Origin of the sequence: Pseudomonas sp. Irchel s3f10 (assembly GCF_900187515.1) — a bacterium.
GTDB classification, from domain to species: Bacteria; Pseudomonadota; Gammaproteobacteria; order Pseudomonadales; family Pseudomonadaceae; genus Aquipseudomonas; species Aquipseudomonas tensinigenes.
On sequence record NZ_FYDZ01000008.1, the window covers coordinates 106,740 to 131,803 of the forward strand.

25 protein-coding genes and 1 pseudogene are annotated in these 25,064 nt (G+C 55.5%); 19 read left to right on the forward strand and 7 right to left on the reverse strand.

Going from position 1 to position 25,064, the window contains the following annotated elements; all coding sequences use genetic code 11:
• The first annotated feature begins 119 nt into the window (after positions 1-119).
• Genes xylB through CKW17_RS18220 form a run of 3 tightly spaced genes read left to right on the forward strand, consistent with a single transcriptional unit; the run spans position 120 to position 3,234 of the window.
• A complete protein-coding gene (xylB, locus tag CKW17_RS18210) occupies positions 120-1,616 on the forward strand; it encodes a xylulokinase (RefSeq protein ID WP_095120891.1) in 1,497 nt (498 codons plus the stop codon).
• A 13-nt stretch (positions 1,617-1,629) separates the two neighbouring features.
• Complete coding sequence (locus CKW17_RS18215; RefSeq protein WP_095120892.1) at positions 1,630-2,568, forward strand: carbohydrate kinase; 939 nt, start codon at positions 1,630-1,632, stop codon at positions 2,566-2,568.
• A 45-nt stretch (positions 2,569-2,613) separates the two neighbouring features.
• The gene (locus tag CKW17_RS18220) at positions 2,614-3,234 is read left to right on the forward strand and encodes a hypothetical protein (RefSeq protein ID WP_095120893.1); all 621 of its coding nucleotides are present in this window, start codon (positions 2,614-2,616) and stop codon (positions 3,232-3,234) included.
• A gap of 143 nt (positions 3,235-3,377) precedes the next feature.
• On the opposite strand, the gene CKW17_RS18225 is transcribed toward CKW17_RS18220, so the two are convergent.
• Positions 3,378-4,679, reverse strand: coding sequence for an OprD family porin (locus CKW17_RS18225; protein ID WP_095120894.1), 1,302 nt, complete (start codon positions 4,677-4,679; stop codon positions 3,378-3,380).
• A gap of 374 nt (positions 4,680-5,053) precedes the next feature.
• On the opposite strand from CKW17_RS18225, the gene CKW17_RS18230 reads away from it, so the two are divergent.
• The 7 genes from CKW17_RS18230 to CKW17_RS18260 all read left to right on the forward strand — a co-directional run bounded on the left by CKW17_RS18230 (position 5,054) and on the right by CKW17_RS18260 (position 13,508).
• The gene (locus CKW17_RS18230) at positions 5,054-7,108 is read left to right on the forward strand and encodes a type VI secretion system tip protein VgrG (RefSeq protein WP_095120895.1); all 2,055 of its coding nucleotides are present in this window, start codon (positions 5,054-5,056) and stop codon (positions 7,106-7,108) included.
• Positions 7,105-7,677, forward strand: coding sequence for a DUF4123 domain-containing protein (locus CKW17_RS18235; RefSeq protein WP_095120896.1), 573 nt, complete (start codon positions 7,105-7,107; stop codon positions 7,675-7,677). The genes CKW17_RS18230 and CKW17_RS18235 overlap by 4 nt, the downstream gene beginning before the upstream one ends.
• Positions 7,677-10,391, forward strand: a complete 2,715-nt coding sequence (locus CKW17_RS18240) for a toxin VasX (RefSeq protein ID WP_256586255.1) — start codon at positions 7,677-7,679, stop codon at positions 10,389-10,391. The genes CKW17_RS18235 and CKW17_RS18240 overlap by 1 nt, the downstream gene beginning before the upstream one ends.
• Positions 10,382-11,338: a hypothetical protein gene (locus CKW17_RS30400; RefSeq protein WP_176470088.1), complete on the forward strand. Its 957-nt coding sequence runs from the start codon at positions 10,382-10,384 to the stop codon at positions 11,336-11,338. The genes CKW17_RS18240 and CKW17_RS30400 overlap by 10 nt, the downstream gene beginning before the upstream one ends.
• Positions 11,339-11,453: 115 nt before the next feature.
• Entirely contained in the window at positions 11,454-12,380 is a 927-nt protein-coding gene (locus tag CKW17_RS30595; RefSeq protein WP_256586256.1) for a hypothetical protein, read from the forward strand.
• Positions 12,381-12,724: 344 nt separating this feature from the next.
• Entirely contained in the window at positions 12,725-13,063 is a 339-nt protein-coding gene (locus CKW17_RS18255; RefSeq protein WP_256586258.1) for a DUF3304 domain-containing protein, read from the forward strand.
• Positions 13,064-13,088: 25 nt separating this feature from the next.
• Positions 13,089-13,508 carry a DUF3304 domain-containing protein gene (locus CKW17_RS18260; RefSeq protein WP_256586257.1) on the forward strand — a complete coding sequence of 140 codons (420 nt, stop codon included), beginning with the start codon at positions 13,089-13,091 and terminating at the stop codon, positions 13,506-13,508.
• Between the two features lie 52 nt (positions 13,509-13,560).
• Here the strand turns inward: CKW17_RS18260 and CKW17_RS18265 are convergent, their stop codons facing one another.
• Positions 13,561-13,857, reverse strand: a complete 297-nt coding sequence (locus CKW17_RS18265; protein WP_007912147.1) for a hypothetical protein — start codon at positions 13,855-13,857, stop codon at positions 13,561-13,563.
• Between the two features lie 497 nt (positions 13,858-14,354).
• Here CKW17_RS18265 and CKW17_RS18275 point away from each other — a divergent pair, with 497 nt between their 5' ends.
• Positions 14,355-14,624, forward strand: coding sequence for a DUF2790 domain-containing protein (locus CKW17_RS18275; protein WP_016985200.1), 270 nt, complete (start codon positions 14,355-14,357; stop codon positions 14,622-14,624).
• A gap of 89 nt (positions 14,625-14,713) precedes the next feature.
• A complete protein-coding gene (locus CKW17_RS18280) occupies positions 14,714-15,112 on the forward strand; it encodes a hypothetical protein (RefSeq protein WP_095120898.1) in 399 nt (132 codons plus the stop codon).
• Here CKW17_RS18280 and CKW17_RS18285 read toward each other — a convergent pair.
• On the reverse strand, positions 15,109-15,378 hold the full coding sequence (locus tag CKW17_RS18285; RefSeq protein WP_007912157.1) for a DUF1652 domain-containing protein: 270 nt from the start codon (positions 15,376-15,378) through the stop codon (positions 15,109-15,111). The two genes, CKW17_RS18280 and CKW17_RS18285, sit on opposite strands and share 4 nt — an antisense overlap.
• Before the next feature lie 367 nt (positions 15,379-15,745).
• Between CKW17_RS18285 and eco the strand changes: the two genes are divergently transcribed.
• Positions 15,746-16,231, forward strand: a complete 486-nt coding sequence (gene eco, locus CKW17_RS18290) for a serine protease inhibitor ecotin (protein ID WP_095120899.1) — start codon at positions 15,746-15,748, stop codon at positions 16,229-16,231.
• A 21-nt stretch (positions 16,232-16,252) separates the two neighbouring features.
• Entirely contained in the window at positions 16,253-16,558 is a 306-nt protein-coding gene (locus tag CKW17_RS18295) for an NIPSNAP family protein (protein WP_095120900.1), read from the forward strand.
• 30 nt (positions 16,559-16,588) lie between these two features.
• Here the strand turns inward: CKW17_RS18295 and ilvA are convergent.
• Positions 16,589-17,578 (reverse strand): annotated as a pseudogene (ilvA, locus tag CKW17_RS18300) (threonine ammonia-lyase, biosynthetic); the annotation flags it as partial.
• Between the two features lie 249 nt (positions 17,579-17,827).
• Between ilvA and CKW17_RS18305 the strand changes: the two are divergent.
• On the forward strand, positions 17,828-18,166 hold the full coding sequence (locus tag CKW17_RS18305) for a DUF2834 domain-containing protein (protein WP_095120902.1): 339 nt from the start codon (positions 17,828-17,830) through the stop codon (positions 18,164-18,166).
• 120 nt (positions 18,167-18,286) lie between these two features.
• Here the strand turns inward: CKW17_RS18305 and CKW17_RS18310 are convergent, their stop codons facing one another.
• Positions 18,287-19,060: a class I SAM-dependent methyltransferase gene (locus CKW17_RS18310; RefSeq protein WP_095120903.1), complete on the reverse strand. Its 774-nt coding sequence runs from the start codon at positions 19,058-19,060 to the stop codon at positions 18,287-18,289.
• Positions 19,061-19,219: 159 nt separating this feature from the next.
• On the opposite strand from CKW17_RS18310, the gene CKW17_RS18315 reads away from it, so the two are divergent.
• Genes CKW17_RS18315 through CKW17_RS18325 form a run of 3 tightly spaced genes read left to right on the forward strand, consistent with a single transcriptional unit; the run spans position 19,220 to position 21,061 of the window.
• Entirely contained in the window at positions 19,220-19,753 is a 534-nt protein-coding gene (locus CKW17_RS18315) for a tetratricopeptide repeat protein (RefSeq protein ID WP_095120904.1), read from the forward strand.
• A gap of 19 nt (positions 19,754-19,772) precedes the next feature.
• Positions 19,773-20,303 carry a sigma-70 family RNA polymerase sigma factor gene (locus CKW17_RS18320; RefSeq protein WP_342212676.1) on the forward strand — a complete coding sequence of 177 codons (531 nt, stop codon included), beginning with the start codon at positions 19,773-19,775 and terminating at the stop codon, positions 20,301-20,303.
• Positions 20,300-21,061: an anti-sigma factor gene (locus tag CKW17_RS18325; protein ID WP_095120906.1), complete on the forward strand. Its 762-nt coding sequence runs from the start codon at positions 20,300-20,302 to the stop codon at positions 21,059-21,061. The genes CKW17_RS18320 and CKW17_RS18325 overlap by 4 nt, the downstream gene beginning before the upstream one ends.
• 321 nt (positions 21,062-21,382) lie before the next feature.
• Here CKW17_RS18325 and CKW17_RS18330 read toward each other — a convergent pair whose 3' ends face one another.
• Positions 21,383-21,562: a hypothetical protein gene (locus tag CKW17_RS18330; protein ID WP_095120907.1), complete on the reverse strand. Its 180-nt coding sequence runs from the start codon at positions 21,560-21,562 to the stop codon at positions 21,383-21,385.
• Positions 21,563-21,813: 251 nt separating this feature from the next.
• Positions 21,814-24,081 carry a hypothetical protein gene (locus tag CKW17_RS18335; RefSeq protein WP_095120908.1) on the reverse strand — a complete coding sequence of 756 codons (2,268 nt, stop codon included), beginning with the start codon at positions 24,079-24,081 and terminating at the stop codon, positions 21,814-21,816.
• Between the two features lie 298 nt (positions 24,082-24,379).
• Here CKW17_RS18335 and pncA point away from each other — a divergent pair, with 298 nt between their 5' ends.
• Positions 24,380-25,006: a bifunctional nicotinamidase/pyrazinamidase gene (gene pncA, locus CKW17_RS18340; RefSeq protein ID WP_095120909.1), complete on the forward strand. Its 627-nt coding sequence runs from the start codon at positions 24,380-24,382 to the stop codon at positions 25,004-25,006.
• The last annotated feature ends 58 nt before the right edge of the window (positions 25,007-25,064 follow it).

Sequence of the window (25,064 nt, forward strand, 5' to 3'; positions counted from 1 at the left end):
GTCGAACTCTGGTTTTGAACAGCCCCCGATCGGCTCCCTTCCCCCTCGCCCCCTTGGGGGAGAGGGCTGGGGTGAGGGGGTAAGCTCTTGATCTTCACCACACCCCGAGTGGTTCACACATGACAACACAACAACTGTTCCTCGGCATCGACTGCGGCACCCAAGGCACCAAAGCCATCATCCTCGACGCTGCCAGCGGTCAAGTCCTCGGCCAAGGCGCCGCCGCACACACGATGATCAGCGGCGCCAACGGCCGTCGCGAGCAAGACACCCAGCAATGGCTGGAAGCCTTCACCCTCGCCACCCGCCAGGCATTGCTCGCGGCGAATGTCGACGGCCAGTCGATCCTCGGCATCGGCGTCTCCGGCCAGCAGCACGGTCTGGTCCTGCTCGACGACCAAGGTGAAGTCCTGCGCCCGGCCAAACTCTGGTGCGACACCGAAACCAGCGCCGAAAACGACCGTCTGCTCACTCATCTGGGCGGTGAAAAAGGCTCGCTGGAACGCCTTGGCGTGGTCATCGCGCCGGGTTACACCGTATCGAAACTGCTCTGGACCAAAGAACAACATCCCGTGGTGTTCTCACGCATCGCACGCATCCTGCTGCCCCACGACTACCTGAACTTCTGGCTCACCGGCCGCGCCTGCAGCGAATACGGCGACGCCTCCGGCACCGGCTATTTCAACGTGCGCAGCCGCCAATGGGACTTGCAACTGCTGCGCGACATCGACGCCAGCGGGCGCCTGCAAGCCGCACTGCCTGAGCTGATCGATGCACATCAATCTGTCGGTACCATCCTCCCGGCGATTGCCGAACACCTCGGCATCAACCCCACTGCGCTGGTCTCCAGCGGCGGCGGCGACAACATGATGGGCGCCATCGGCACCGGCAATATTCAGCCTGGCGCGATCACCATGAGCCTCGGCTCTTCCGGCACGGTGTACGCCTATTCCGAGGTACCGAAAGTCAGCCCGGACGCCTCGGTCGCGACCTTCTGCTCTTCCAGCGGCGGGTGGTTGCCGCTGATCTGCACCATGAACCTGACCAACGCCACCGGCGCGATTCGCGAGCTGTTCGACCTCGATCTGCAGCAGTTCAACGACCTCGTCGCCCAGGCTCCCATCGGCGCCGACGGCATGAGCATGCTGCCGTTCCTCAACGGCGAACGGGTGCCCGCCCTGCCCCACGCCACCGGCAGCCTGCACGGCTTGACGCTGGACAACCTGACCCAGGCCAATCTGTGCCGCGCCGCCGTCGAAGGCACCACCTTCGGTCTACGTTACGGACTGGATTTGCTCCGCCACAATGGTTTACAAAGCCGCAGCATTTGCCTGATCGGCGGCGGTTCGAAAAGCGCGGTGTGGCGGCAGATCGTCGCCGACATCATGAACACCCCGGTGATCTGCACCGAACAAAGCGAAGCCGCCGCCCTCGGCGCCGCGATTCAAGCGGCGTGGTGCAAATCCTGGTCAAACGGCCACGAAAACACCCTCGCCGACCTGTGTCAGCGCTGCGTGAAACTCGACTCCAGCAGTGAAACCCTGCCGATTGCCGCCAACGTCGCGGCGTTCCAGCAGGCCTATGAACGCTATCAACAGCATGTCGCAACCCTATAAAGAGCAAACAATTATGTATTTGGTGTGTGGCGAAGCCCTGTTCGATTTTTTCAGTGAAGACGACGCCAGCGGTCTGGCCTCGAAAGTCAATTTCAAGGCGATTGCTGGCGGCTCGCCGTTCAACGTCGCCGTGGGTTTGCGCCGGTTAGGCGTGGATTCAGCCTTGTTTGGCGGACTGTCCACCGACTACCTCGGCCGCCGCTTGCAGCAAGTGCTGCGGGATGAAGGTGTGCGCCCGGACTATCTGGTGGATTTCGCCGCGCCGACCACGCTGGCCATGGTCGCCGTCGGTGCCAATGGCTCGCCGCACTACAGCTTTCGCGGTGAAGGCTGCGCGGACCGGCAACTAAGTCTTGCGCATCTGCCGGTGTTGGGTCCTGAGGTGCGCGGCTTGCACATTGGCTCGTTCTCGCTGGTGGTGCAGCCGATCGGTGACACCTTGCTGACGCTGGTACAACGCGAGAGCGGCAAACGCCTGATCAGCCTTGACCCGAACGTACGCCTCAATCCCGAGCCGAACATCGACCTGTGGCGTGAGCGCATCGCGACGCTGGTGCCACTGGCCGATCTGATCAAGGTCAGCGATGAAGACTTGAGCCTGCTCTATCCCGAACAAGACCCGCAACGGGTGATCGAAGGCTGGCTCGAACATCGCTGCCAGATCGTCTTCCTCACCCGTGGCGGCGACGGTGCCAGTGTTTTCAGCCGCCAGCATGGCAACTGGTCGGTGCCGGCGGCCTCGGTGAAAATCGCCGACACCGTTGGCGCGGGCGACACCTTCCAGGCCGCGTTGATCACCTGGCTGACCGAGCACGGTCTGGACTCGGTCGAAGGCGTGCAGCAACTCGCTCGCGAGCAGATCGACGCCATGCTCAGGTTCGCCGTAAAAGCCGCCGCGCTGACCTGCAGCAAGACCGGTCCGGATCTGCCCTATCGTCACCAATTGAGTTGAACGCGTAGACTGTCGGCCTTTTTGCGCACGACGGGATAACGGCTTTTGAATTACAGGCAGACGCTTGGACTACTGACACTGGCAACGCTACTGAGCGGGTGCGGCACCTCGCCGCCCCGTTCGCCGGAAGACATCTGCGAAATCTTCCGCGAAAAAAGCGACTGGTACGACGCTGCGCAAGTCACGCAAAAACGCTGGGGCGTACCGATTCAGGTGCCCTTCGCGATCATGTATCAGGAATCCGGCTACCGCTACGACGCCAAGACCCCACGCAAATACCTGCTCTGGGTGATCCCGTGGGGCCGCGTCTCGACCGCCTCGGGTTATGCGCAAGCCAAGGATGAAGTGTGGGCCGACTACCAGAAAAGCACCGGCCGCAACTGGGCCGACCGCGAAGACTTCGACGACGCCATCGACTTTGTCGGCTGGTACATGGACAAGACCTATTCGATCAACGGCGTCTACAAGTACGACGCCTATAACCAGTACCTCAACTACCACGAAGGCTGGGGCGGGTTTCGCAACAAGACTTACGCGAGCAAAGCCTGGCTGATGCCGACGGCGCGCAAAGTGCAAAATCGTTCGGATGTGTATGCGCGGCAATATGCCGGGTGCAAGGAGGATTTGAATCGGGGGTTCTGGAGCCGGTTCTGGCATTGGTTGTAACGGTGACTTCAAGGGCCTCATCGCGAGCAGGCTCACTCCTACAATGGATCAATGTCGAACACGATATCCGCGTCCACTGAAGATCCCCTGTAGGAGTGAGCCTGCTCGCGATAGCGCCCGATCAAGCACTACACATCCAAGACCTACAACACCGAAAAGCTATAACTCACAATCAACCGTGTCTCATCCACATCCCGGGCAAACTTCTCATAGTTGGTCCGGTAAGTCGCATTCCTCAAACGCAAACTCACATCCTTGAACGTGCCCGTCTGAATCACATACTTCAACTCGCTGTCGCGTTCCCACTCTTTCCCTTCCTGATCACTGCCCAACACCTTGATGTGGTCACCGTTCACATAACGAGTCAGGAAGCTCAAACCATTAATGCCAATGGCCTTGAAGTCATAGTCATAACGCAACTGCCACGAGCGTTCCTGCGCGGCGGCGAAGTCGTTGACCTGCACGTAGTTGACCAGATACGGATTGCTACCATCGAGATACGGCATCGAGTTGTCGCCGTTCATGCGCTGCCAACCGGCACTGAACGTGTGGCCGCTGTGTGCATAGGACAACATGCCGCTCAACGCACGGTTATCGATGGAACCGGCCTTGGCATCACCGCTGTCGGCACTTTTCAGCACGCGCAGATCCGCTTTAAATACACCGCCAGCTAACGGTTGATTACCCAACAGCCCGACAAAGTGCTGACGATAAATGTCTTCAAGTTCGGCGTAGTGATACTGCGCAGTCAGGCGATCATTGATCTTGTAGTCGAAGCCGTACATGTCGAAATGGTCGGCGGTGGTGTTGCAGGCGTAGCGCTTGTTCTTGCAGTGCACGCGGATGTCTTGCGAATCAGTGGAATCACGCGCGGTGTACTTATCCAGACGCGCGGCCATGAAGGTCAGGCCTTTCACCTCTTTAGAAGTGAGCATCGCGCCATTGAACATGGTCGGCAGCAAACGACCGTCGTTGTATTTCAGCAGCGGCAGATCCGGCAGCAGCGCACCGTACTTCAGCACCGTGTCCGAAACCTTCACTTTGGCGGTCAGGCCCATTTTCGCGTACTGGCCTTTCGAGCCGCGCGGATCGTTGCCGCTGGAAGGCAGCAAGCCGCTGTTGCTGCGGTCCGGGCTGGAATCGAGTTGAAAGCCGAGCATGCCCAGCGCATCGATACCAAAACCCACGGTGCCTTCGGTGTAGCCCGATTGCAGGTTGAGAATAAAGCCCTGTGCCGACTCTTCACGCTTGGAGGCGCCCTGAGCGTTCGAGGTGCTCCCATCACGGAAATCGCGGTTGAAGTACACCGTGCGCGATTCGATTTTCGCCGTGGTGTCTTCAAAGAAGCCGCTGGCCTGAACCTGTGCGGTAAAACCTGCGCACAGCACAAAGGCTCCGAAGCCAAACGACTGGCGCGGGGTGATGAGGGGAAATGGGGGACGCATGAAAAACTCCAACAATGCAGCGTTTGCGCAAGCGCGCAACAAGCCAGAAAAATAGCTCCCGTCCCGGGTCGAATTGAACCAGGAGAAAGTGAACACGCAGGGGTGAGCGGCAATGATGGCAGATGGCTTTGACGTGCTACAGGCGACTTTAGTCTGAATCTGACTGCGGATTCTTCAACCCAGGGTCGTGGGAAAAGTTGCCGGCAATCAACGCCAATTCGCAGCAAACGCCCGGTTTCATTGGGCGAAACACCTCACCTAAGGGTTTTCCCTATACCGCAAACCTGCCAGACCTACGGCTTTTGTGCCTTGAACGAGGCCGCTTAATCCTCCATCATCCGTCACCTGCTTATTCAACGGACGGAATTCAAGGCATGCTGGACGCCAACGCAACCCACATCACCCTCACGCTTGAAGGCGCCAACGCCGACCTGCAAGTCCTCAGCTTCACCGGTCGCGAAGCCCTCAACGAACCGTTCCGTTTCGACCTCGAACTCGTCAGCGCCCGCCCCGACCTCAAACTCGAAGAGCTGCTGCACAAGCCCGGCGTCCTGACTTTCGGCCCGACCGGCGAAGGCAAGATCCACGGTCTGGTCTACCGCATCGAGCAAGGCGACTCCGGCAAGACTCTGACCCGTTACAGCCTCAGCCTGGTGCCACAACTGGCCTACCTGCGGCACAACCACGATCAGCAGATTTTCCAGCAACTGACCGTACCGAAGATCATCGCTCAGGTCCTTGAAGATCGCGGCATCCTCGCCGACGCCTACAGCTTCCAGCTCGGCGCCGAGTACCCGCAGCGCGACTACTGCGTGCAGTACGACGAATCCGACCTGCACTTCATCCAGCGTTTGTGCGAAGAGGAAGGCATTCACTTCCACTTCCAGCACAGCAGCAGCGGCCACAAACTGGTGTTCGGCGACGACCAGACCGTGTTCCGCAAACTGAAACCAGTGAGCTACCAGCAAGACTCCGGCATGGCCGCTGACAAACCGGTGATCAAACGCTTCAACCTGCGCCTGGAAACCCGCACCACCCGCGTCAGCCGCCGCGATTACGACTTTGAGAAACCAAAGATCCTCCCCGAAGGCGCGGTCAAAACCGAGTTCGCCCCGGACCTCGAGGACTACGACTACCCCGGCCGCTTCACCACCCGCGAGCGCGGCAAGTTCCTCTCCACCCGCGCCCTCGAACGCCATCGCAGCGACTACAAACTCGCCGAAGGCAAAGGTGATGAACCAACCCTCACCAGCGGCCATTTCCTCACGCTGGCCGAACACCCGCGCGCCGAATGGAATGACCTGTGGCTGCTGCTGGAAGTCTTCCACGAAGGGAAACAGCCGCAAGTGCTCGGCGAAAACGTCACCAGCGACGTCACCGACAACAAAAGCGATTTCCACCAGGGCTACCGCAACAGCTTCCTCGCCACCCCGTGGGACGCGCACTACCGCCCTGCCCTTGAACACCCGAAACCAAAAGTCCTCGGCAGCCAGACCGCCGTCGTCACCGGCCCGGCGGGCGAAGAAATCCACTGCGACCAGTACGGCCGCATCAAAGTGCAATTCCACTGGGACCGCGACGGTCAGTCCAACGACAAAACCACCTGCTGGATGCGCGTCGCCAGCGGCTGGGCCGGCGCAGCGTACGGCGGCATCGCCATCCCGCGCATCGGCATGGAAGTCCTCGTCACCTTCCTCGAAGGCGATCCCGACCAGCCGCTGGTCACCGGTTGCCTGTACCACAAGGAAAACGTCGTCCCCTACGACCTGCCGGCAAACAAAACCCGCAGCACCTTCAAAACCCTGAGTTCACCGGGTGGCAAGGGCTACAACGAATTCCGCATTGAAGACAAAAAAGGCGCCGAGCAGATCTACATCCACGCCCAACGCGACTGGGACGAAAACATCGAGCACGACCAGAAGATTCGCGTCGGCAACGAACGGCACGACACCGTTGAAGCCAATACGCTGAGCGAGTTCAAGGTTGAAGAGCATCGGATTACGCATCTGGATCGGATTAGCGAGATGCGGGCGGATGATCACCTGACCGTCGGTGTGACGCAGCATCTGAAGGTGGGGACTGCGCAGTTTGTCGAGGCTGGGACGGAGATTCACTATCACGCTGGTGAGAAAGTGGTGGTTGAGGGTGGCATGGAACTCACGGCCAAGGCTGGTGGGAGTTTTGTGAAGGTCGATGCTGGAGGCGTGACCATCAGTGGCGCTGAAGTGAAGATCAATACCGGTGGTGCGCCAGGGGTTGGAACGCCTGCTGCGCCGTTACTGCCGGGGATACTAAAAATAGCTGATGCAGACAAACCCGGGTTACCGCTTCTGGCATTGATAAAACAAAATATCTTGTTCCGCCGCACCCGATCCGGGGTATGCGAAGTTTGTGAGGCAGCTAAAGCAGCCAAAGGAGCGAAGCAATGACCACGCTTCCGAATTCTCAAGGATTCCTTTTGATAGATGGCGCAAGGTTTGATGACGCGTTGAAATGGTTGCCTAAAAATTATCCTGGCCATCGCTTCATGCCACTACTGCAAGCCACTCCTTACGCCCCGATAGCTGAAGCAGGCCCCATCTTGCTCGACGCTCTTAGCGACAGCACAGCTCGGAACGACTGGTTGCAAGGCGATGCAAACTTAAATGACGCTGTATGGCTACAAACTCAGAAGCCAATGGTTGAAATTTTTAAGCTCCTTCAGCGCCGCACCCGGATCTACTCTCCTGACCGCCAAGAATATTGGTTACGGCTGGCCGACGGTCTACCACTGCGTCAGGCATGGCTATCAGGAGCAAGCTGGCCGGCTGGTTTTTGGTTCGGAGTTGAAAGCGTCTGGTTACGTCATGAAGGAAAAGTGCAGCTCGCATGGACCAACAACTTCCCTGATCTAGATAGCGCTCCAGCTGATACCGGCATTGATGCGCAGATTGTGCTCGACTGGCCTTTGTTACAAGCGCTGGCAACAGATACAGACACTCCGCAGGAGGCGGTGTAATGACTGACAAACCGACTATCAAACCCGCTGCGTGTCCGTTGATTACCGCGGTCGTACCGTTGCGTTATGCTATTGGACCTTCTCACGCCATTGATGTCAGCGCGTTCGACTTGCCACCTGTAAATGGAACGTTTCCAGAGTTGGGAGATGACAACGATTCCACCCGCGATAAGGCACTGAACTACACAGCGCGATTACTACGTAATGGTTGGTTGTACGTTTGGCAATCATCTCCTGAAAAGATGATTGAGTTTAGTGTTGAAGCAGCGATGCTGAAGGAGACTTCTCGCGGCGGCAAAGTACTCGACGCATCCTCCAAACCTTACTTGATGTTGCCCGCAGGGACACCCGCGATGATCTCGTGGTCTCCCGCCAAGTGGAGCGACAAACAATTCTCCGCAGCGAAAGATCAAGCCAAAGTCCGCACGAGAGTCATGCGAAACTTCACTCCCGGTGCCGCACCCGCTAGCGGCAAGGCAGCCAGCATCCATGAGCGCATCGGCGATTATATGGAGCCTATTGGCTTCAAATGGAGTTGCGTGCCGGAAACCAAAAACAAACCTAATTGGTCATCAATGTTGGATGACATGAAGCGGTGCGAGCAGCAAGCTTATGTTATTGCTGATGATCCATGGGGGGTTTGGATTGACTTGGCTGCTATGTTGCGTTCTCAGCATGACGCCTTTGACCAACGTCGTAAAAAACGTTCAGAAGACTGGGCTATGGCGGGAGCACTAAAGTCTCTTGCTGATAATGATGCCAAGATCAAAGAGCAACTCCCCTCAATCACACGCTACAAAGAACTAAAAACAGCCTGGGAAGAGCTGGATACTGAAGAGGTTCGTTACAATGATGATCGCCGCCGTCTTTCTATTTTATGGAATGACTGGTTAAAAACATTTGAGGCGAAAGGCCCCTCGACCTTAGACACGGCAGCTGGTCACTTCGACATCACCACTCCAGACTCGCGAACAACTCTTGAGATAAATTTCGCTTCTGCATGCCTTGGCCCCTCTAGTTGCAGTCTTAGCGCAAAAGCATTGAGTGAAGCGCTTGATCCTGATAAACAAGGGGCAGGGAAGCCTTGGTTGCTGTGGGCGTTACTGGGACTGAGTCAGCGCTTAACAATTGCGGAAATTAAATCTATCGTAGATCTCGCAGATGCAGCTAGAGATAATATACCTGGCCTTGCCAGCGCTTCAGTAAAAACAAGCAAAGCGATAGCTCTTGCAGCCGCAATCAATAACGCCGCAAAAAACTTAACAACGCACAACCCTGCAAAGTCACAAGAAGCTTTACTACTAGCACTTTCACCAATACTAGGTTCAAACTTACAAAACCCTGCGCCAGCAGAACAAAAAATATCAAAAATTTATTTGAGCGCTGCACTTGGCCGCAGCCAACAAAAATTAAATATCGAACAGGTTAATTCAAGACAAATCGGGAAGTGGATTAGCGACCTACTCGAAACAACGCCCTCCCACTCCCTAGATAAAAGTGTATCCTCCTCTTCAATGGCATTAGAAGATAGACTTCCATTTTACTCTTTAGCGCCAACTGCTAGCACTGACGCATCAAAAGTCAAGCTTCCTTCTGTTTCCAACATAGTTAAAAGTGAAACAAACTTAACAAACCTATTAAGCCTAAGCAAAGCCTCACTAGATAAAGCGCCAATCAAATGCCTCGTTGCAATTTTTGCAGCACTAAATCTCAGATCAGCTGCTAATGATGCTTGGAATACACCTTCTGCGAAAACAATTCTCAGCTCTATAGGTGGAGCTTTTGGTATGGCGGCCGCGTCTGCCGCGATTTGGCAAAAAGTCGCGGAAACTAACTGGGAGGCAGCACTAACCGCATCAGGCAAAGAATCTTCTGTAGCACGTGTCGCACTGGCTGACGCATTAGGTTTTGGCTGGAAAGCCGCAGGACTACAGACTCTTACGGCGGCCGTGGACGTACTCGCATATGGATTAGACACTTTTGAGGCATATCAGGCGGGTGATTATGACACTGCAAGCGTCAATGCAGGACTAACTGCTGCCTCGTCAGCAAATATCTCTCTTTATGTAAAAACATTCCGTGCAGTACGTGCCGCTCGGGCGGCAGTTATTGCTGGAGACGCTGCCGCGATTGGACGAGGCGTGACACAGGTCCCTCATATCGGCTTTAAAGCATTAGGGCTCAGCATATTAATTGTCGGCGGCATTGTCGCAAGACTATACACACAAGACACTCCCTTGGAAAAATGGATAAAGGGAACTAAATTTGGAATTAGCCCCGCTGACTGGTCCGGGGACTATAAAAAAACAATGAATGAATTTTATAAAATTGTTTTCCCAATTAGTTTTGATGCTTATCGTTTAAATGAAATGAACCCATACAAGGGCGTGATTGAGAGCACATATCTCCTACTGAAATTACCAGGCAAAGAAAAACTCACGCCCAATATGGTTAAATTTGAGGGAGAGGAGATTTGGGGCGGAATATTTGGTCTTGGTGGAAAGCGTGAAAAAGTTATCTGGACGAGTAGTGATTTTGACGTCCACTCGGGCACGCGAATTTCAAAAGAATCCGAAACGGCAGTCTATAGACGCGTATATCACGTAGATCGCGAAGGTCGGGCATTGAATAGCATATCCGGAAAACTGACTTATTCACCTCTAGAGGGTTTGAACCTCCCCCCTATTGATATCAAGGAAATAGCATGGATCTAAAAAACCTTATCGCCCAAGCAGCGTCGAAGTACGGCAACACGTCGAACGTCGTATTGAAAGCCAGCGAGAGCACCGGACAACCTCCATGCGAACTATTTATCACCGATGAACATACAGAGAATTACTTAACGTTACAGATGGCAGGAGATGCAGATAGAGGAGGTATAACAGGTATAGCGGCAGGCGTAGGATCTCTCGCAAGTATTGCATTGGCATTTATGATGATCATAAAAGGCCGTTGGGATCTTGTAGGCCTTTGTATTTTCCTTGCCGCGGCCATGTTCCTTATTCCGTTTTATTTTGAAACGCGAAAACCACTGCCTTTACCTGTATTATTTAATCGCAGAACAAAAGAAGTTTATTTTGATCAAAATGGTGATTTGTATCATACGCCATGGGACAACATTCAAGCTATCGCGTGTGAATTTCAAATGACAAGCATTTATACGGGCGGTATAAATAACGCTTCTCTCGAAATACTAGTAAAACGTCTAGGCGACCCTGAAAATGCTCTTATGGTTAGTTTGGGCTCCCCAATGGGCAAGACACTTGATATGCAAAAAGGGTTTTGGGAATACATTCGCAGCTACATGAATAATGGGCCATGGTTTGATGAAAATGGCAACCACGCAGAATCCGATGAATTCATAAAGAAAACGCTTTCGAGCAATATTAGACCGTCAGACTTTTTGGGATACTGGAAAAAAACGATCACAGATAAAAAAGTCAAATCCGGACACTCTAACTACTTAACTGCACCTGACGCTTTTATGTTTATTGGACATTTAATTTTTTTTCCAACCAATGCTATACAAGACTTCACATACAATTATGTACAGAGAAAAACACGAAACTTATGGCCAGAAATAGTTACAGAACGCTTACATCAAGACGGCCCCACACTTAGACTCATAGACTTAGAACGCGAGCGCGGTTTTTCTGTTTGACTTATGATCACGAAACCGAAAGGTAATAGCTTACTACTCCTTACTTGAAGGCACGCACTACCGCCCATCGAAGTCAAGGAAATGGCATGGCTTTAAGAACGGCAATGAAAAAATCATGGCGAAATATGGTGATGCTCCTACCGCAGTTCTTAGTGACGACGAGTCTACGGGAGAGCACCCTCTTGAGCTTTTTATAACTGATGAACACACAGAACACTATCTTTCACTAAAAATTGGCAGTGATCGAAACCGTGGCTTGCTTAGTGGGCTTCTCGGGGGAGTTCCAGCTCTAATCGCACTCATCATTGGCGTTTGGATGGCTTTACTGGGCAAGTGGGACGGAGTGGGCTGGATGTTACTTTTCGGGATACCGTTGTTCATTGTTCCAATCATCATCGAAACAAGACGCGCTTTACCACTTTCCATAATTTTCAATCGACGAACACAGGAAGTCTATTTCGACAACGAAGGAGAGCTCTATCATACTCCTTGGAAGGGAATAGAGGCTGTAGCTTGTGAGTTCGACATGGCTGGCCTTTATTCTGGGAGCATCCGAAACGCCTCGCTTGAAGTATTAATGAAGCGCCTGGGAGAACCTGAAAACGAAATTATGGTGAGCATTGGTACGCCGGCGGGAAAGTCTTTAGAAATGCAGAAAGGATTTTGGGAATACATTCGCTCTTATATGAACAACGGCCCATGGTTCGACCACACTGGAGCTCATAGCGAATCGGATGACTTTGTAAAAAGCCAGTTTGACCTAAACTTAAAACAATCTGAATACTTAGGTGCATGGAGAAAAATCATTCGTGAAAAAAAAGAAACTGGAGATGGAAGCAATTACTTAACTGGCACTGATCTTTTAATGCTACTAAACAATATAGTCTTCTATCCATCAAACAAGATTCAAGACTTTGTTTATGAAAGAGCAAAGCGTCGTTCGCGTAACCGTTGGCCCACTGTCGTGACTGAACGACTGGAAGCGGATGGTCCAACGACAAGATTGATTGATTTGGAACGAGAGCGTGGTCTCGCTGTTTGATTAAATGTTGGAGATCCTCAGCTTGGTAGCGGCATGTGCAGCCTCCTCATAAGCTTACTATATCCAAGTTAAAGCAACCCTCTTGATTCTAATCCAGGAAAATTTGAAGTGTGACTCATCGGTTCGCGATCGGTAAAGTCCTCTCCAGGCATAAGCCGGAATGTAACCTATTACCTTGGAATTTTAGTCATTTGATAGATATTGCTGCGGACGCACGTCGAAAACGAACATGGCGAAGAAGGCGAATAGCCCTAGCTGTACTGGTATTGCTGCTTAGCTACGCCACCCCCAAAATCCTTGCACTGTTCCGCACGCCAGGTGCAATGATGACTTCGGAAAACCACATGGAGCGACCGATTTTCAGTTTCTGGGTCAATGGATTTTGGGGTGGGAACCTTTTTGCCAAAGGTGGCGGTGGAATAATGTGCTGCTCCAAATTTGAGGGAGACACAGTCAAAGTCACCTGGATATTGGACATGACCAAACAGCAGCAAATACAGGGCGCGGTAGAAGAGCGCCATGAAGTTCAGCTTTCGCTTCCCCAGCGTGGCCCACACGATCAGTACCTGCATGTGCGCTTTGATCCGGGTAATAAAGTACGGCTCGGATGGAGTCCTGACTTGTTTAGCCCATTTGAACCCCGACCAACCAAAGCTGTTTCGGAAAACAGTGAGGCGCAGTAAGAATATGCGATTGAGTCAGACGCCCATGTCCAGTCGCTCGAAGATATTGATCTGCGCTTCAGTGCTGCTGGCCGCTTTTGTGACATCTCTAATTCATGACCGTGTTCGTACGCCCGGGGCTGCCCTTACATCCCACAACTACACTGATCGTCCCATCGGCAGCTATTGGGTAAATGATCACTGGGGCGGTAACGGAGGCGTGACCTGCTGTTGGAGCATCGATGGCAACACCGCTAAGGTTGCGTGGGTTCTGAGCATGTCTAAAGCTCAAGAGGATCTGGGAATGAAGATCGAAAGACACGAAGTGCAAGTGCACTTGCCTTCACGCAACCGTGGCGATGACACGTTGCATGTCTATTTTCTGCCGAACAATCGTATCGAGTTGATGTGGGCATCGACGGTGCTGGATCCGCGTCCTCACTCAACGGAATCCTTGCCACGCTGAAACACGGGTCGTTTCTCACTCCTTCCCGTGGTTGCGTCCTTTCAATTTCTCATTAAACCGGCGCCTTCCAACTCAACATCTGCTGCTGCGCCACCTGCAGCAAATCATTGCCATCCTGCGTCAGCAGGTAAAGCGCATGGGTAATGTGTGGAATGTCCTGCACGTCGGCGTGCTTGAAGCACAGGCAATGCAGGGTTTCGAGCAGGTCGGCGGCGGCGCGGATGCGCTGGACGGCGGCTTCGAGGATGTCTTTCGGGTTGGCTTGGGTGTCGATGAGCAGTGTCGGGGTTTCGGTGACATTGCTGCTGAGGGGGAGATAGCGGTTTTGTAGCAGTTTGATTATCGGCATAGGTGATTACTCAATTGGGGCGAAAGTAACCGCCAGCACTGTGACCAAACAGTGGGAGGCGGACTGTGTGCAGGCTTGGTCAACCGAGAACAACCCCAACTCAGCTCGCCCGAAGGCGTCCTGCACACAGCCGCCACAGCTATGCACCGCACGGACATAGATGTCCGCAGCGCAAATGATGGCACATCTGCAATAAGGGAAGTTATCAGGTGACCAAACCCGAACCACTGATTTTGCAGCGGCAACCGACAATAACCGCCCCGCTCCAGCCGCCGAAAGCAGACAAGGCACCAGCCTTTGTAGGAATTCGCCAAACCTTCCTGAGAAAACCGCCGCACTCCCTGACAGCCGGCGTTCAGCCCGGTTAACCATCTCTTAACGCCGAGGTCAAAAACTCTACTGAACCGCACGCCCTTAGCCATTCTGGCTGTTGCCCCAGTGCGGCAGGTTCGGGTGCATCACGCCGAACTCTAGAACCGCCACACGGGAGTACTTTCATGAACATTCGTCCTTTATTGCTCACTGCTGCCCTCGCCTGCACCGCGTTTGCCGGGCTGGCCCAGGCCAATGACACTTCCGCCACGTCCAAAGCCGTGCCGTATGAGTACGGCATGCCGCTGCATGTGGCCAAAGTGGTGTCGTTGACCGAGCCGCCAACGCAACTGTGCAAAGTGGTCACGGCCGACATGAAGTACATCGACAACGCCGGTAAGCCTGAGGAAATCAGCTACCGGAAATTGTCTGACGCGTGCAACTTCCAGAACTGACAGAAACGTCTGATTTGCGGGTTTGCGGTAGGCGTGGGGTGTTTCGACGGTTATGCTCGGAGCCCTCCTCACTGCCGCAAGGATTCGCCATGCAGTTGTCGTTTCGCACGTTATCGGGCTTCACTTGTTCGTTGTGTTTTTTGCTGGCGTTGGCCTGGGGCGTTTTCCCGGAGAGGCTACTGGCGATCTGGAGCATTGAATATTCCGAAGCGGCCGGGTTTGTCGCGCGGCGCAGTGCGGTGCTGTTTGCGGCGTTGGGGGTGATGTTTTATCTGGTGCGCAATGCACCGCCGTCGCTGGGGCGCAATGCGCTGAGCAACGGCTTTATCGTCGGTTGTTTTGGTTTGGCGGTGTTGGGGTTTGCGGAATGGCTGAACGGTCATGCCGGCCCCGGGATTTTGCTCGCGGTGCTGGTCGAGTTCGCGCTGGGCCTTGGTTTTGTGCAGGCCCGGCGCGTGACGGTCGAACTGGGTGAAACGGTGCGTTAGACGACTCTGGAGCGTGGGCTGTAGTGATGTTGCACAGTTTGCTGGTTCAGATCGGATCGCAGCCCGGCGATCAGTTCGTTGATTTCACGACAGCCATTGAGATGGCTGGCGTCGATGCCACTGACCAGCAGATCGACCTGATCGGTCTGGTGATCGCCGAAAACCTTGACGGTCATCGACAAGTCCGGCGACAGCGTGCACTGGCAGCGTTTCGGCAGAAAACTGCTTTCAATGATATTGCGTAGTTCCAAGGCAGACAGAAACATGGCGAAACCCTCTCCTTACTTTGAGATGCCAATCAAGTATTCACGCTGACCGTTGCTGCCCCTGCACGGGTGTGTCCCCGCTGTTTCCCTGGCGCGACAAGCGGTGGTACTGCGAAATGCCCATTGGAGTGTAGGCGCCCAAGGCCGGTGCGCCGCACTGAAAAGACGCATAAAGCGTGCCTTTCATCGGTTCATTTTCACCCTCATGAAATCAAGCACTTGGCGGCGGTGCCAGTATTTGGCTACTTGCAAATTGCAAGAATGGCCTCGACGGGTACTGCAATTTGCAACTCGACGCTGGTTTGCAATCACGGCCCATGACGGTAAGAATGCCCGTTATCCACCCTACACCCGCACGGAGGCTTCCATGGGTTCTTTACGCGTCTACGCGACCACCGGCTTGTTCATCGCCTGCCTGTCTACACTCGCCCACGCCGCCAAGCTTGAAGACGTCGCGCCGTACCCGAAGGCTGAAGCCGGGTTCACCCGTCAGGTCATTCACTTGCCCAAGCAAGAGCAGGAAGAGAACTTCCAGGTTGAAATCCTCGCCGGCAAAACTTTGGAAGTGGACTGCAACCGCCAGCGTTTGGGCGGTGTTCTCGATGAGAAGAATCTTGAAGGTTGGGGTTATCCGTTCTATCGACTGGAAAAGGTCATTGGGCCGATGAGTACGATGATGGCCTGCCCGCCCGGCAGCCAGAAGAAACGCGCGTTCGTGCCTGTCGTCGGTGACGGCTTCATGCTGCGGTACAACAGCAAGTTGCCGGTCGTGGTGTACGCACCGTCGGAGGTCGAAGTGCGCTATCGCATCTGGTCGGCGTCGGACAAAGTCGGTACAGCCCTGCAGGAATAACCCGAACAAGGAGTTCGCTGCTTGATTACTTGCCACGTCAGATATGTCATTGATCCGTACCAATTGCCTGAGTTCGAGGCCTACGCCAAGGCCTGGCTCGGCATCGTCGAGCGCTTGGGCGGCACTCATCACGGCTACTTCCTGCCGTCCGAAGGCGCGAACAATATCGCTTATTGCCTGTTCAGTTTTCCGTCGCTGACGGATTACGAAAGCTATCGGCACATCGCGCTGACCGATACGGAGAGCACCGCACTGGTGGCCAGCCTGGTCGAGAAGAAGTTTATCGTCAGCTACGAGCGCAGCTTCCTGCGCCCCTTGCTGCCGTAAGCCTGATCATGCCGAGACACCGCACACCGCGGCGCGCTCGGCGACATGGCGCAGGCTGTCGAAGTTGATATTGGCGCCCGAGTCGATCGCCACGAATGTCTGCTCGCGCACCCCGGTTCGCGCTACATACTGCTTGATCCCGGCAACGGCCAAGGCGCCGGAAGGTTCGGTGATCGAGCGAGTATCGTCGTAAATGTTCTTGATCGCCGCGCAGAGGTCGTCGTTGCTGACGGTGATTACCTCGTCGACGCAAAAGCGGCAAACCTCAAACCCGAACGCGCCGATCTGCGCTACCGCCACGCCATCGGCGAACGTACCGACATTAGGCAGCACGACACGCTGATCGGCTTCCAGCGCAGCCTTCAGGCACGCGGAGTGTTCGGATTCGACGCCGATGATCCGCACTTCCGGCCGCAGGTATTTGACGTAGGCTGCGATGCCGGCGATCAGACCTCCACCGCCCACCGGGATGAAGATCGCATCCAGTGTGCCCTGATGCTGACGAAGGATTTCCATCGCCACGGTGCCCTGCCCCGCGATCACTTCCGGGTCATCGAACGGAGACACGAAGGTGCGTCCAGTCTGTTCCGCCAGTTGCAGCGCGTGGGCCAGCGCGAACGGGAAACTCTCGCCGTGCAGCAACGCTTCAGCGCCGCGACTGCGCACACCTAGCACTTTCAATTCTGGCGTCGTCGCCGGCATGACGATGGTCGCCGCAATCCCGAGTTCGCGAGCTGCCAGCGCCACACCTTGCGCGTGATTGCCGGCCGATGCGGTGATTACTCCGCGCGCTTTTTGCTCGTCACTGAGTTGCACCAGTTTGTTGTAGGCACCACGGATCTTGAAGGAGAACGTCGGTTGCAGGTCTTCACGCTTGAGCAGAATCCGGTTGCCCAGCGCCTCCGACAGCGCCGGCGCCGCTTGCAACGGCGTGCGCACCGCGAGGTCGTACACCGGCGCGGCGAGGATCTTTTTCACGTAGTGCTCAAGCAGGGTTTGCTGATCGGGGCTGTGCGGCATGGTCGTCTCCTGACATTTTTCAAAACCCCGGAGACAGAAAGTAAAAACCCGCCTCTAGGGCGGGTTGGGTGCTGCAATCGTGAGCTAGCCCGCCAAATAAGGAATGGCGGTAATAATGCTTGGCTGGCAGCGCGATACAGTCGAAGTCATGGGCTGGAAATTAGCCTGCGCGCCAGTGGCAAGTCAATGGCCAATTTTGCGCGGCGGCGTTAGTCTGGCGACTCTCTCATCACACCACGGAAGGAATGCATGATGTCGATCGCCCTGCCCCTCGCCGCTTTGCTCGCGTTTAGCGGTTACACCGTTTCGGTGATGCTCCAGGCTGAACAGTCGTTGATCGACTTCGGCATCAGCCTGATGTCGCGGCCCGATACCGCGCAGGTGGTGATTGATCTGTATCTGTTGGCCACACTGGCCGGGATCTGGATGGTCAAGGATGCCCGGTCGCACGGGCAGTCGGTCTGGTCGGTGCTGCCTTATTTGTTGCTGACGGCGGTTTTTGTGTCGAGCGGGCCGTTGTTGTATCTGGTGGTGCGTGGGTTTCGCGAGCGTCGGAAGGCGGTGGCAAAGTGCAGCCAGATACTATGAACACCTGAAACCCCTGTAGGAGTGAGCCTGCTCGCGATAGCGGAGTGTCAGCCAAAGATGAGGTGACTGACACTCCGCTATCGCGAGCAGGCTCACTCCTACACTGGAATGTCGTGGCATTCAGCCCTTTTTTACGGCGACGAACGCGGCGGTTTCGTAAGGCACCGTCACCACGTCCCTGCCGCGTAACCCAGGCTCGGCGGCAATCAGCGCACGAATCTGCTCATCGACCTTTGCCCGCTGCGACTCCGGCAGTGCGGCGATGAAACTGGTGGAGCGCACGCGGTTGAAGATCACATCTTCCGGTGAGCCGGTATGACCATGATGAAACTGTTCAACCTGCAATTTCTCAAATGCCGGGTGCGGAAATGCTGTGCGCCAGGTGCCGGTGTAATAGCGCGGCGTGTCCCCTTCCAGCGCATTGACGATGGCATCCAGTTTCGGCACCCAACTGACTGCGGTATCACGCAAGTTCCAGATCAGCCCCAACTTGCCACCCGGCTTGAGTACTCGAGCGATTTCGCTCAGCGCCTCGGTACTGGCGAACCAGTGAAACGCCTGCGCGCAAATCACCACATCCACTGAAGCGTCCGGCAACGGCAGATCAGTCGCCGTACCGCTCACCGCGAGCACATCGGGCCAGGCGTCAGACAGTTTTTCCAGCATCTGCGCCACCGGTTCAACGGCGATCACTTGCGCCCCCGTCGCCACCAGACGTCCGGTGAACTTGCCGGTGCCGGCGCCCAGATCGATCACCGTTTTATGCCCATCCAGGCCCAGCGTCGCAGTCAACCACTCACTGACCTGCGGCGGATAGTCCGGCCGCCCTTTGACGTAGGTGTCGGCGGCGGTTTTGTAGCCGGCAGCGGCTGAATGATGGACGTGATCGGTCATGGCAACGCTCCTTACGGCAAAACATCGGATCGACGGCAGACGCTCCCGAGCATAGCGCTTGAATTTACGCTGAACTTGAACAGTCACTGATAAAGCAATGAATAAAAATTCACCCTGTGGTGTTCAAAGTGAAACATAAGCCCCTGTGGAGCCTTGCCCATGACTATCCGTTCCGTTATGTTCGCCGCCCCGTTGCTGCTGGTCGCCGCGATGTCCAGCCAATTGGCCTTGGCCAATGGTGATGAAGAAGAACCGGTGCAGAAGCCCGAATGCCCGAAAGGTCAGGTCTGGGACAGCAAAACGCAGAAGTGTGTGCTGCAAACCAGCAGTCTGCTGCCGGACGCTGACCGTACCGATTACGCCTATCGCCTCGCCAAGGCCGGTCGCTACGAAGAAGCCCTGGCGCTGCTCGATACGCTCAAGCAACCGAACACCGCCAAGGCCCTCAACTATCGCGGATACGCCACGCGCAAACTGGGACGCACCGACGAGGGCATCGGTTATTACCTGCAATCGGTGAAACTCGATCCGCAATACGCACAGGTCCGTGAATACCTCGGCGAGGCCTATGTGATCAAAGGCCGCGTCGACCTGGCACAGGAGCAGTTGCAGCAGATCAGATCGATTTGCGGCACGTCGTGCGAGGAATACCGAGACCTGGCTGAAGCCATCAACGATTCATCGAAAACCTGAGCATTTAAAAAGGACAGCCATCATCGTCAGCGATCAGGCATTCAGAGCAGAACTCGGGCAGCATCTGGCGCGACTGTGGCGCTACGGTCTGCTGCTGTCGCGCAACCGGCACGTGGCCGAGGATCTGGTACAAGCCACGTGTGTGCGAGCGCTGGAGCGCGCCAATCAGTACATCGCCGGTACGCGCATGGATCGCTGGTTGCTGAGCATTCTGCATTCGATCTGGCTCAATGAAGTGCGCGCTCGGCGCGTGCGTCAGGGGACGGGACAGGTCGATGCCGATGGTCAACTGGCGTTCGATGGTGAATACGCGGCGCAGACGCACGTGATGGCGGCGCAAGTGATTCGCCGCGTCGATGCGCTGCCTGAAATCCAGCGGGAAACGGTCTATCTCGCCTACGTCGAAGGTTTGTCCTACCGCGAAGTCGCGGAGATCCTGCAAGTGCCGATCGGCACTGTGATGAGCCGTCTGGCCACCGCCCGCCTGAAACTCGCCGAATACCCGCCGTTGCAGGCTGTGCCGAAAACCACCGAAGGAGACCGCTCATGAACACACCTTCGGATGAACAACTGGTCGCCTACCTCGACGGCGAACTGGACGGCGACTATCGCCATCAACTGGACAATGCCATTGCCGAAGACCCGCTGCTCAGCCTGCGCGTGCAATGGCTGAGCCGCAGTAATCTGCCGTACAAGAACGCCTATGACGAGCTGGCGCAACAGGCGCCACTGGATCGACTGCAAGCGCGGCTGGATGCCATTCCTTCGCCAGAAAAGCCTGGGCTGAGTCGCCGCTGGTTTATCGGTGGCGCGGCCGCAGCGCTGTTGGCCGGAGGCGTGTTGGCCGACCGGTTATTCCTCGGCTGGCACGCCGCGCAATCGAACAACTGGCGCGCATTGGTGGCCGATTACATGGCGCTGTATGTGCCGCAAACGCTTGATCACCTGCCCACCGACGAAGCCTCCCAACGCGCGCAACTGCGCACGGTTGATGCGCGTCTGGGCCTGAACCTTTCACCAGCGAATCTGAAGCTTCCGGGTGCTGAATTCAAACGGGCGCAAATGCTTGAGTACGACGGCGTGCCCATTGCGCAGATCATTTATCTGGATGCGAAACATGGGCCGCTGGCGCTGTGCGTGACCCGCTCGAACAGCGGCAGTCAGCCATTAGCCCATGAGCGTCGGCGTGAGATGAATGTGGTGTATTGGACTGAACGTGAGCATGCGTGGATGTTGATCGGACGTAATTCTGCGCCGGAACTGAATCAGCATGCGGGACTGCTGCGCTCACACCTACAGAAAGCGTAAGAAAGCTGCAGGCCTTCGCCGTCTCGATATCGCGTACATCCAGCGCTGAATATGGCGGCTGACCCAGCGCTTTCGCGAGCAGGCTCGCTCCCACAATGTCCGTGTCGCAAACGAAACTTGTGAAAACCACTTAACCTGTGGGAGCGGGCTTGCCCGCGACAGCGTCGGTAAAGGCGAAAACCATCGTTGACCATGAGCTGTTCGCCACAGAGTCATGCCCGCAAATTAGTGAGTAACCACTATGAAATGCCTTCTCCAAGACGCAGCAAAGTGGACGGTGCTGCCTCAGAGGGCGTAAGGCAGCATATCCTTCCTTCAGATTTACTTGCGTTCAGGCGCCCCCCAAATGATGTCGTCCCTTGGTTCTTGGACGGTTACTTCCTTGGGCTCTTCTGGTACCGCGCCCTCCTTTGGTGAATCTTTCACTTTCATATCGTCGTAGGGCTTGATTACGACTTTGACACCTTCGCTGTTCGATTCATCGACCAATTCTTCGTTCATTTCTTTCTCCTTGAGAACGGTTCAGCGCCGACCTGAAAACATATGGCACTGAAGCACCATTGAACCTCATGAAAACCTCAGCGACTACTGTCATTCCTGACAGGTAACAGGCATATTTTTTACCGCTAATCGGAATTTCACAGTCACGTCAGCCTGCGATGAACGTGGCGTGCTGGACCGTACGCGAGCATGCCTGGATGCTGATTGGTAACACCCCCCATCAATGCTGCAAGGCATGACCCAGACGTTGATCAGTATTCAACTTTGATGCAGTCCACGGAGAACCAGTCGGCAGAGGGGCAGTTGATCCTGATGGATTTGATTGCAGGCGCGGCAAATAGCACACTCATCGGCACTCCGTAGGACGAGCCCAGCTTTTTGCTGCCGAGCAATGTCTTGTCGGCAGAAAAATACTCTACAACGCTGTTCTCATAGTTGACACTCACCTGCCAGAAGCTGATTCGCGCACAGGCTTTCTTGAGTTCCAACTCAACCACGACCGGTTCTGTGCCGAATGCATCGCGACCAATGCTCAATACCTGGCCGTCAATCCGCCCCGGAAACGACGCACCGATTTCGTCCCGGGGCATGATTGCGCATTCACCGTCGCCTGATACGAACGTGAACTGCAGGCTCGCGGTTTCCATCACGCCACCCTTTTTCACGGCTTGCGCCGGGGCAAGAGTGAAATCTTCCAACAGCGTGGCAGGTAGGTTCAGAACCTCGTACTCAACCCTTTGGAACAGCACTGCGTCGCTGTCGTCCTTGTTCCCCGCAAACGCAACCATCAACTCTACCGATAGCATGCTGCCCGGTTTGAACTTCAGCAGCAGTTCTCGAGGAAGGGTATTGTCCAGGCCGGCATTGACTTCGGGCTCCGTCACCGGGGCTTCGCGGGCGATCGGAATTTCATAGGGCAAATCATCGTGACCGATGCCATACACGCGAAACCAGCGCAATTGCCCGACAGCCATTGCCGGCCAAGGTTTGCAGGTCGCCTGACCGGGGCCAGTAAATGCGCCCAGATCAAGCGTATTGCCCAGACTTTGAGGAATATTGGGGCTTGGCAGACGCGTGTCGGCGGGTTCAATGCGCCGCACGATGACATCGCGTACGGCTGACATTCGAGTACCTCCCGCCTGAATCAACTCCCACGACAGCTTCAGCGTTTTACCGTGATTAGCCGCCAACACCTGCGGTTTGATCAGGAAGTTGGCCCGTTGATTATTGTTGAACCTGACCGGTTGAAAAAGCGGCGAACCAAGCCCTGGAACGCCATCAAGCACAAGCCTGGCCATATCGCCCTCGCGCGCATCCTTAAACTCGACGCGCGCATAGACGCCCTCTGAAAAACCGAGCGGATCCAGCTCGTAGCCACTGCCGACCAATGTCGGCGGCGGCAGGTCTGATGTCGCGGCACCCACAATACTGACGGTGATTGCCTCTGAACGGTCCAGTGAAGTACCGCCGCTCATCCGCGTGAAATAGAAAACTGCCGTGCCACCAGCGGCGACAGCAAAATACTTGTTTGGCACGGGAATCGAGTACATGAACGGTGCATTCTTCACTTTTTCGGTCAGCGTCAAATGTTCCAGTAACGCTCCGTCCTTAGCATAGAAGCGCCCCGTCAAACGGATTTCATCGTCTCTGAGCCAACTGCGCGATACATAGATTTGTGCAATTGCCGGTTCGCCAGCCAGTTTTTCCAGTTCGACGCTGCTGGCGTCATCGTCAGGATCATCGGGGTCCTCGCTGAGGATCGGCGGGTCATACCAGGTGCCATTCAGGTTGACGTACAGATACTGGCTGGCCGAGTTCGGACTGTTGACATCCGGACTGTTACCCACACGATCAAATACCGTGTAACGCACTTCAAAGTGCGCACTGTCCCCGGCCGCGCGAAAGGTCGCCTCATCGATGGTCATCTGGATGGGCCGCTGCTGATCCGCCGCTTCCTCACTGACCACATGACTGAAGGTTTTACCATTGCAATACACCACGATGGTGTCGGACGCTCTCATTATCGGGTAGGTAACGCTGATGCTTACGCCTGTACGCGCACGCTCGGCGTCTACACCTTCATCCAGCGCATCCGGAGCCACATCAAACACCAGTTCGGAATGGCCTTCCTCCTCAGGAAAACGGTCCACGTTACCCGGACGCTTGTCGTGATAAATAACCGTCAACGGCGCCGAAGCTTCGAGCTCCACGCCATCTCGCTCTATCCCGTAATCAAGAACATTCAGCGGACTCTTCCATTTGTCCGCAGCCACATAGACGATTACCCGTTGAGAGGCCTCGCCGGTGGCGATGGGTTTCGCCGCAACCCGTTCTCCGTTCAAACGCACGGCATAGACGTCATTGTCCTGCGCGGTAGTGGCGGGTTCGATGAACACCTTCACCCCTTCCGGGTACAGATAAGTCAGTGCCAGAGGCAGCCCTGCATCTGCATTTTCTGGCCCGGGGACCGGCTGACTCATGCCGGCAATTCGCGGTTTTTCAAGGGTCTTGACGTCCATAGTGATCATCCTTTGGGAACAGGGTCCGATACGATCGGAAGCAGGGGTTCTTGTCCTGCGCATGAAACACCCATCGCCCGCGGTTGCCTACTGTCAGATCTGACAGGTGAACCCTGTAAAACCGGTAAAAACGCTACCATTGGTCGGAGTAACCGCAAAAGGCGAACGAAAGCCGGCGCCATTCGCAGCAATCGTAGAGCGGCTTATCCCACGCCTGAATTCGTTGAGCAGTCGTTTTGTGCCAAGAGAAACGTTACTTCCACGCCGAAGAAAGTCATATTCCAGGAGTACTCCCCCGATGGCGATTTCGTCTCGCACTGCCTTACTGGTGATCGACGTTCAAAACGACTTCACCCCCGGCGGCCAATTAGCGGTACCGGAAGGTGATCTGATCGTGCCGCTGATCAACCGGCTCGCCCGCCAGTTCACCCAGGTCGTCGTTGCACAGGATTGGCACCCCACCGGCCATGCCTCATTCGCCTCCAGTCATCCCGGTCACCAGCCCTACGATGTCATTCAATTGCCTTACGGCGAGCAGACACTCTGGCCCGACCATTGTGTGCAATCGACAGCGGGGGCCGAGTTTCACCGGGAACTCGACTTGCCTCATGCCCAGTTGATCATTCGCAAGGGCTGCAATCCTGATATCGACAGCTACTCGGCCTTTCTGGAAGCCGATCGCCAAACCACCACGGGGCTGGCCGGCTACCTGAAAGAGCGCGGGATCGATACGGTCTACATGGTGGGGCTGGCACTGGATTTCTGCGTGATGTATTCAGCGCTGGATGCACGGGCGGCGGGATTCAATGCTTATTTGGTGCTGGATGCGTGCCGGGCGATCGATCTGAACGGATCACTGACGGCAGCGATTGAGCGTATGCAAAGTGCCGGGGTCGGGTTGATTCAATCCACAGAGCTGGTCTGAACAACGCAATTCCCATGTGGGAGCGAGCCTGCTCGCTCCCACAGAGATATGTTCAAAG

Excerpts from the sequence above, each read along its gene's own strand:
- xylB (WP_095120891.1), top strand. The coding sequence starts at position 120 with ATGACAACACAACAACTGTTCCTCGGCATCGACTGCGGCACCCAAGGC.
- CKW17_RS18215 (WP_095120892.1), top strand. The coding sequence starts at position 1,630 with ATGTATTTGGTGTGTGGCGAAGCCCTGTTCGATTTTTTCAGTGAAGAC.
- CKW17_RS18225 (WP_095120894.1), bottom strand. The coding sequence starts at position 4,679 with ATGCGTCCCCCATTTCCCCTCATCACCCCGCGCCAGTCGTTTGGCTTC.
- CKW17_RS18230 (WP_095120895.1), top strand. The coding sequence starts at position 5,054 with ATGCTGGACGCCAACGCAACCCACATCACCCTCACGCTTGAAGGCGCC.
- CKW17_RS18235 (WP_095120896.1), top strand. The coding sequence starts at position 7,105 with ATGACCACGCTTCCGAATTCTCAAGGATTCCTTTTGATAGATGGCGCA.
- CKW17_RS18240 (WP_256586255.1), top strand. The coding sequence starts at position 7,677 with ATGACTGACAAACCGACTATCAAACCCGCTGCGTGTCCGTTGATTACC.
- CKW17_RS30400 (WP_176470088.1), top strand. The coding sequence starts at position 10,382 with ATGGATCTAAAAAACCTTATCGCCCAAGCAGCGTCGAAGTACGGCAAC.
- CKW17_RS30595 (WP_256586256.1), top strand. The coding sequence starts at position 11,454 with ATGGCGAAATATGGTGATGCTCCTACCGCAGTTCTTAGTGACGACGAG.
- CKW17_RS18255 (WP_256586258.1), top strand. The coding sequence starts at position 12,725 with ATGGAGCGACCGATTTTCAGTTTCTGGGTCAATGGATTTTGGGGTGGG.
- CKW17_RS18260 (WP_256586257.1), top strand. The coding sequence starts at position 13,089 with ATGTCCAGTCGCTCGAAGATATTGATCTGCGCTTCAGTGCTGCTGGCC.
- CKW17_RS18265 (WP_007912147.1), bottom strand. The coding sequence starts at position 13,857 with ATGCCGATAATCAAACTGCTACAAAACCGCTATCTCCCCCTCAGCAGC.
- CKW17_RS18275 (WP_016985200.1), top strand. The coding sequence starts at position 14,355 with ATGAACATTCGTCCTTTATTGCTCACTGCTGCCCTCGCCTGCACCGCG.
- CKW17_RS18280 (WP_095120898.1), top strand. The coding sequence starts at position 14,714 with ATGCAGTTGTCGTTTCGCACGTTATCGGGCTTCACTTGTTCGTTGTGT.
- CKW17_RS18285 (WP_007912157.1), bottom strand. The coding sequence starts at position 15,378 with ATGTTTCTGTCTGCCTTGGAACTACGCAATATCATTGAAAGCAGTTTT.
- eco (WP_095120899.1), top strand. The coding sequence starts at position 15,746 with ATGGGTTCTTTACGCGTCTACGCGACCACCGGCTTGTTCATCGCCTGC.
- CKW17_RS18305 (WP_095120902.1), top strand. The coding sequence starts at position 17,828 with ATGATGTCGATCGCCCTGCCCCTCGCCGCTTTGCTCGCGTTTAGCGGT.
- CKW17_RS18310 (WP_095120903.1), bottom strand. The coding sequence starts at position 19,060 with ATGACCGATCACGTCCATCATTCAGCCGCTGCCGGCTACAAAACCGCC.
- CKW17_RS18315 (WP_095120904.1), top strand. The coding sequence starts at position 19,220 with ATGACTATCCGTTCCGTTATGTTCGCCGCCCCGTTGCTGCTGGTCGCC.
- CKW17_RS18325 (WP_095120906.1), top strand. The coding sequence starts at position 20,300 with ATGAACACACCTTCGGATGAACAACTGGTCGCCTACCTCGACGGCGAA.
- CKW17_RS18330 (WP_095120907.1), bottom strand. The coding sequence starts at position 21,562 with ATGAACGAAGAATTGGTCGATGAATCGAACAGCGAAGGTGTCAAAGTC.
- CKW17_RS18335 (WP_095120908.1), bottom strand. The coding sequence starts at position 24,081 with ATGGACGTCAAGACCCTTGAAAAACCGCGAATTGCCGGCATGAGTCAG.
- pncA (WP_095120909.1), top strand. The coding sequence starts at position 24,380 with ATGGCGATTTCGTCTCGCACTGCCTTACTGGTGATCGACGTTCAAAAC.